The sequence below is a fragment of the Rhodococcus sp. NPDC057014 genome, assembly GCF_042673295.1.
Classification (GTDB): Bacteria; Actinomycetota; Actinomycetes; order Mycobacteriales; family Mycobacteriaceae; genus Rhodococcus_F.
The window spans coordinates 21943-28021 of sequence record NZ_JBHUSF010000092.1 but is presented as its reverse complement, the minus strand read 5'-3'; the positions used below and the strand labels follow the sequence as shown (position 1 = coordinate 28021).

6 protein-coding genes are annotated in these 6079 nt (G+C 64.4%); 1 reads left to right on the top strand and 5 read right to left on the bottom strand.

The window, feature by feature from the left end; translation table 11 throughout:
- Window positions 1–116: 116 nt before the first annotated feature.
- Complete coding sequence (locus ACFTZB_RS19595; RefSeq protein ID WP_378433611.1) at window positions 117–1220, bottom strand: NAD(P)-dependent alcohol dehydrogenase; 1104 nt, start codon at window positions 1218–1220, stop codon at window positions 117–119.
- A gap of 366 nt (window positions 1221–1586) precedes the next feature.
- Here ACFTZB_RS19595 and ACFTZB_RS19590 point away from each other — a divergent pair, with 366 nt between their 5' ends.
- Complete coding sequence (locus ACFTZB_RS19590) at window positions 1587–2903, top strand: NlpC/P60 family protein (protein ID WP_378433610.1); 1317 nt, start codon at window positions 1587–1589, stop codon at window positions 2901–2903.
- Window positions 2904–2966: 63 nt separating this feature from the next.
- On the opposite strand, the gene ACFTZB_RS19585 is transcribed toward ACFTZB_RS19590, so the two are convergent.
- From ACFTZB_RS19585 to ACFTZB_RS19570, 4 genes are all read right to left on the bottom strand, one after another.
- On the bottom strand, window positions 2967–3392 hold the full coding sequence (locus ACFTZB_RS19585) for a DUF2834 domain-containing protein (RefSeq protein ID WP_225858076.1): 426 nt from the start codon (window positions 3390–3392) through the stop codon (window positions 2967–2969).
- Between the two features lie 4 nt (window positions 3393–3396).
- On the bottom strand, window positions 3397–3714 hold the full coding sequence (locus ACFTZB_RS19580) for a 2Fe-2S iron-sulfur cluster-binding protein (protein ID WP_095862197.1): 318 nt from the start codon (window positions 3712–3714) through the stop codon (window positions 3397–3399).
- Between the two features lie 68 nt (window positions 3715–3782).
- Window positions 3783–5105 (bottom strand): cytochrome P450, encoded by a 1323-nt coding sequence (locus ACFTZB_RS19575; RefSeq protein WP_124391678.1) that lies wholly within the window; start codon window positions 5103–5105, stop codon window positions 3783–3785.
- A 153-nt stretch (window positions 5106–5258) separates the two neighbouring features.
- Entirely contained in the window at window positions 5259–6056 is a 798-nt protein-coding gene (locus ACFTZB_RS19570) for an SDR family NAD(P)-dependent oxidoreductase (protein WP_378433609.1), read from the bottom strand.
- Window positions 6057–6079: the final 23 nt, after the last annotated feature.

Here is a 6079-nt window from a genome sequence, read left to right as displayed (position 1 = left end):
CTGGACGGCCTTCCGGACAGCACTCGCTCTCGGCGGGCGAGTTTTCAGATCTACAGACATCGAACGGCCTTTCTCACTGTTTCCGGAGCATCCGACGGGCAAAACAGGGTTGGCCATCACTCGTGGACGAGGACGACCTTCACCGCCTCGCCTCGATGCTGCACGGCCACAGCCTCGTTGATCTGAGAGAACGGCATCGTCGTGATCAACTTGTCGAACGGGAACTTGCCCTGACGGTGGAGATCCAGAAGGTGAGGAATGAACGTGTCGGGATCGGAATCACCCTCGACGATCCCGCGAATCGTGTGACCGAAGAGCTGCGTCGACATCATGCCGATCGGGAGTGTGGCGGTCGGGTCGGCGGGGACCCCGATGAGGCCGAGGGAACCCCGGACGCCCAGTGACTGCAGGATCTGGTCCAGCACGGGAAGTAGGGCTGTCGTGTCGATGGCATAGTCGGCGCCCTCGGGGACGATTGCCCGGATCTGCTCGGAAAGTGCGCCATTCGCCGGATCGACCACGTGGGTAGCTCCGAGAGACAGCGCGAGCTCGCGCCGCGACTCGTGAGGTTCGACGACGATGATCACGCCGACCTCACGGACCACGGCAGCAAGCACAGCCGCCAGGCCGACCGAACCCGCCCCGACGACGACCAGTGACGATCCCGGAGCGACGTCGAGAGAGTTCAACACCGCGCCTGCGCCGGTCTGGATTCCGCAGCCGAGCGGACCGACGAGTTCGAGAGGGGCATCGTCCGCGACCTTCACGACATTGCGTTCATGAGCGATGGCATGTGTCGCGAGGGAGGACTGGCCGAAGAAGTTGCCGCCGAGCGAGGCGTCCCCCGCGGTGAGTGCAGAACTGCCGTCCGGGCGCACACCACCGAAGTTGAACGCCATGAAATTGTGGCAGTACGCGGGCTCGCCCTTCTGGCAGTGGGCGCACTGGCCACAACTGTTGAAGCTGATGGCCACCTTGTCGCCCTCGGCGACCTTGGTCACCCCCGCTCCGACTTTCACGACTGTGCCGCTGCCTTCGTGGCCGACGACGCCCGGAAGGGGGAACGGCAGATGGCCCTCCTTGACGGCCAGATCGGTGTGGCAGAGACCGACGCCGGCGATCTCGACGAGGACTTCGTGTTCCGTGGGTTCGCTCAGAGACACGGTCTCGATGGCGAAGTCGCCCGCGACTTCGTGGACTACGGCGGCGGTGATCTGCACGACTGCTCCTCATTTCAGGTGTTCGCCCGAGGACGGGCATCACTTGCGTAGGTGCAATGTTAGGTAGATCACAAGCTCTGAAAACAGGGATGAGCGGCAAGTTCGCTCCAATCTCCCCCCATTTACCCCCGATGGGACTACGGCAGCCCAGGGGGCCAGTCCTCCTGTGAAACTTCTCCACACGGAGTCAAGGCTCGTGCGGCGGAGTCGACGCAGGGTCGGCAGTCTGCGCGCCGCGGGAACCCGATGCCCCCGACGAAGTACCGAAAACACCCCCTGGTGTGACGCGTCGTGTGTACGCATGAAGAGAGACTTGAGTCACATTCCGAGATCAACTCGATCGATGTCCCATCTCAGGAGGAACCAGTGTCTGTTGATCCTTCGTCGCTCATCATGGGGGTCGCCGCCGCAATCGGCGGCATCGTCCAGGGCGCCGATATGCCCGATGCAGCAGAAGATTTCGCGATGCAGCAGATTTACGCGGTGGCGGATCAGGCGAAAGCCGTCGACGTGACAATCGACGACTACATCGAGCTGCTGCCCGAAAATTCCCGCGAGCCCGCTCGGCAGACACTCGACACGGCTGCCGAGCGGGCCCAAAGCGCGGTGGCGCCGTTTCTGCCACCACCCGTAATCGCGGCCCCTGCTGCTGATCCCGGAATCGACGAGCCTCCACCGGTGGTCCCCAGCGAGCCCGAAGAGGTGTGGTCTGCGGAAGAGTCGGATACTGCAGGTGGCACTGTGGCGGAATCTGTTTCGAATACGGAGCGTGTTGTCACCGGCAACAACGCAGCCGGTCCGATGCCGATCGGCTCGATCGCCGTGTTCGTCCCCTGGTTCACGAAGGCGGGTGGAATCTGCGAGGGAATCACCGCGCCCGTTCTCGCAGCGCTGTATTCCGTCGAGAACGGATTTCGGTACGGTGCCACCTCGCCGGCGTCGCCGGCGGGTGCACGTGGGCCCGGACAGTTCATGCCGGCCACCTGGGCGCGATACGGCAAGGACGCCGACGGCGACGGAAAGACGGACGTTCTCGGAGTCGCTGACTCGGTGATGGCGTCCGGGAACCTGCTGTGCGACATGTACAGCCAGATCGGTGAATGGAAGGCGGAGGGTCTCGTGTCCGGCGACACCCTTGACCTGACTCTCGCCGGATACAACGCGGGGATAGGAGCGGTACGCCAATTCGGGGGAATGCCCCGAGGGACCGACGACTACGAGAACCAGACGCGGCCGTACGTCGCGAAGATTCGTGAGTCGGAGGAGCGGTTCGCGTCGGTTCTGCAACTCCTGCGCAGTGATTCGGGGAGTGTCGGTGGTCGCATCGTACAGGCGGCGATTCGGTATCTCGGCTTGCCGTACGTGTGGGGTGGCGGCAGCGTGAAGGGCCCGTCCTCCGGAGGATTCGACTGTTCGGGTCTGACGTCCTATGCGGTGTACGACGCGACCGCCGGATTCATCCTCCCGCGCACGTCGGAGACCCAGTGGAACGTCGGCGTCGAGGTGCCGCTGGAAGACGCGAGGCCGGGCGATCTGCTGTTCGGCAACTGGGGCTCGGGAGGGCCCGGCCACGTGGCGATCCATCTGGGAAACGGTCAGATGGTGCATGCGCCGACGACAGGTGACGTCGTTCGGATCGCACCGGTCTTCGAGGGCATGAAGGCGCGGCGAGTGGTGTCGTAGAAGGCCGAACGGGACAAAGCCCCCACGCCGAGCAGCGCTCGACGGAGGGGCCTCGGTCGGTTGCTAGCCGCGCCCGACACGGGACGCCGGGTCCTCCGGTGTCTTCGCGTCCGGTCGACCGCTGGGCACGCGCGACAGGAAGCGCTCTCGTGCAACGAGATAGAACGGGAAGGCCATGGAGACGCCGATGTAGGACAAGAGTACGAAGACCACGCCCCACTTCCGGCCCAGGCCGATCCGTGCGGTGTCCGTGAGCACCCAGACGATGAAGACCGTCCAGGCGATCAGCATGTCGATGCTCAGGAAGGCGGCGGTGCCGCCCGGCTCGATACCGTCTCCGAAGAATTCGACCGGGTTGAGGATGTTTCCGCCGTCGCCGATCCAGTCGAACGCGAATGGCCAGGTCAGGAGTAGCGCCGCGATCCCGGCGACGACGTAGAAGGCGTGGCGGGCATTCATTGCGGTATTTCCGCGCATCTGCGTGGTCACGACGTCACCTGCTGTCTGCGACGCGAACGTGGATCTCGGCCTCGCTGTCGGCGACGACGAGTTGGCAGGACAGGCGAGAGTCGTCGTCCGCGGCGTCCAGATAGGCGATCAGATCCGTCTCCTCGTCCGTCGGTTCGGCGAAGAAGCGGGTGTACTGCTTCGGGAGGTGGACGTGGCACGTAGCACAGGCGCAACTGCCGCCGCATTCGGCGACGATGCCGGGGAGGTTGTTGCGGAGCGCTGCGTTCATGAGCGTTTCACCGGGTTCGACATCGACGTGCTCCGTCGACCCGTCCGGCAGGTGATAGGTAACTTTCGTCATGTACTGGGGGCACTTTCTCACTCGAAGGTGGTGCGCCGAGTGTCATCTTGTCTCGGCGCACCACCTGGTCAGGCGAACGTCAGGTGGACGGGGAGGTGCCGCAATCCGCCGACGAAGTTGGTCTGGATCATCTTGGGCTCGCCGGTCACCTCGACGCGGCGAAGCTTGGGCAGCAGTTCCTCGAGCATGACCTTCATTTCGAGCTTGGCGAGATGCTGGCCGATGCACATGTGCGGTCCGTAGCCGAACGCGATCTGCTTGTTCGGACGCCGGTCGATGTCGAAGGTGTCCGGGTTGTCGAACACGTCGGCATCGCGGTTACCGGACTGGAACAGCAGCATCAGTCGGTCGCCGGCCTTGATCGAACTCCCACGGAGTTCGTAATCGGTGAGTGCGACTCGGGTGAACTGTTTCACCGGAGACACGATCCTCAACGCTTCGTTCACCAGGTGGGGAACCAGATCGAGGTCTCCCTGCACCTGTTCGAGGATGTCGGGACGCGCGGCCAACTGCTGCAGGCAACCCGCAAGGGTGCTCGCCGTGGTGTCGTGGCCGGCGGTGGCGATGGCGACGAACCACCCGTAGGCGAACGTCTTGGGGAAGTACTCGCCGTCGGCATCCTTCGCGACCGCGATGAGAGTCGCCAGATCGTCGCGTGGTTCTGCTCGCCTGCTTTCGACGAGAACATCGAAGTAGGCGTAGAAGTCGGAGATCGCCGCTGCCCACTGCTGTGCGGCGGCATCGGGAGACAGACTCTCGATGTCCTCGCGTGTCGCATCCGGGTCGGCGACCCCGAACAGGTCCTGTGTCAGTGCCATCATGCGCGGCTCGTCTTCGACCGGCACACCGAACAACGACATGATGACATGCAGCGGGAAGAACACCGCGAATTCCTGTACGGCGTCGAGGTCCTGGCTACCGGACACGAGCCGATCGACGGATTCCTTCGCCGTCTCGCGGATGCGGGCCTCCCACTTCTTGAGGTTGGCCGGCCGGAACCAGTCGAACGCGACATCCTTGACGGTGGAGTGCTCCGGGGGATCGAGGTAGGGCAACGCGTCCAGGATGCGCAGACTTCCGCCGGTGAGTTTCTTCGTGAACTCGTCTCCGGCCTGGTTGGCGAGAATGGGGTTGTGCGAGCCCTTGTCCTCGCCGCCGCCTGCGCTGAAGATCTGTGGCTGCCGCTCGATCTCCATCAGATCGGCGTGCTTACTGACCAGCCAGAGAGGGTCGTACCCCTCTACGCGTGCCTGCCCGAGCGGCCGGTTCTCGCGCAACCATCGGTAGGCCTCGTACAGCTTCGCGTCGTCCGTGTGTCCCTCGGCGAGAACGATCTGCCGTGCTATCTCATCGGGAATTGTGGCGGTGTCGGCGGATTCGACCGTCGTCATGATCAACCTTCTCTCTGGTGTGGGCTGAACAGCGCCGGGACGTACCGGCGCTGTCGCGCGGTGTCCGTTCATGCTGTGACTCGAGTCTCATGTATGAACGGCACCCATGCGTCACCCAGACGAGGGGTTTCGCCCCCGATTCGGAGGCAGTTCTCAGGCCGCCGAGATTCCCCCGTTGACGCTGATCGCCTGTCCGGTCAGCCGGCGGGCGGCGGGGGACGCGAGGAAGACGGCGAGCGCAGCGAGGTCCTCGGATTCGGGTACGCCGAGGTGGGCCTGCTGTGCCGCCTTGGCGAACAGTTTGGCGCTGAACCCGTCGGAGGTGATGCGTTCGGTCGACGCGGTGCCGTTGACCAGCGACGGCGTCAGGACGTTCACGCGGATTCCGCTGCGCTTGGCTTCGATGGCCAGCGTGCGGGTGAACATGACGATCGCCGCCTTCGCGGCCCCGATCACGGATTCGCCCGGCGTAGCGGTCTTGCCCGCATCCGAGGCGAGATTGATGATCACTCCGCCCTTCCTCGCCGTCATGTGCGGGACGATCTCGCTCGCGAGATACATGCACGGGAGCGCGAGTTGGTTGAAGATGCGCGCGATGTCGTCGGTAGGAATGTTCGCGAACAGTTCCGGCCGGACGTCGGCGGCTGTCGTGGATACCAGGATGTCCACGCCGCCCAGAATCCGCTCGGCTTCGGACGCGATATGGGCGGCGCCGTCGGCGGTGGTCGCGTCGGCGGAAAGGAAGGACACCTCACACGCCGAGTTGACGGACGAGATGCGTTCGACAGCAGCCTGTCCGCGTTCCGTGCCGCGCCCGACGACCATGATGCGCGGTGCGCCGGCCTGAGCGAGGCCGACGGCGGTCGCGAGTCCGATCCCGGCCGTGCCACCGACGATCAGCCCGCTGCTGTGCTGCAGCTCTTTCGGCGGCGAGATTTCATGCGTTCCCATGGTGAGCTCCTTCAGGGTGGTGG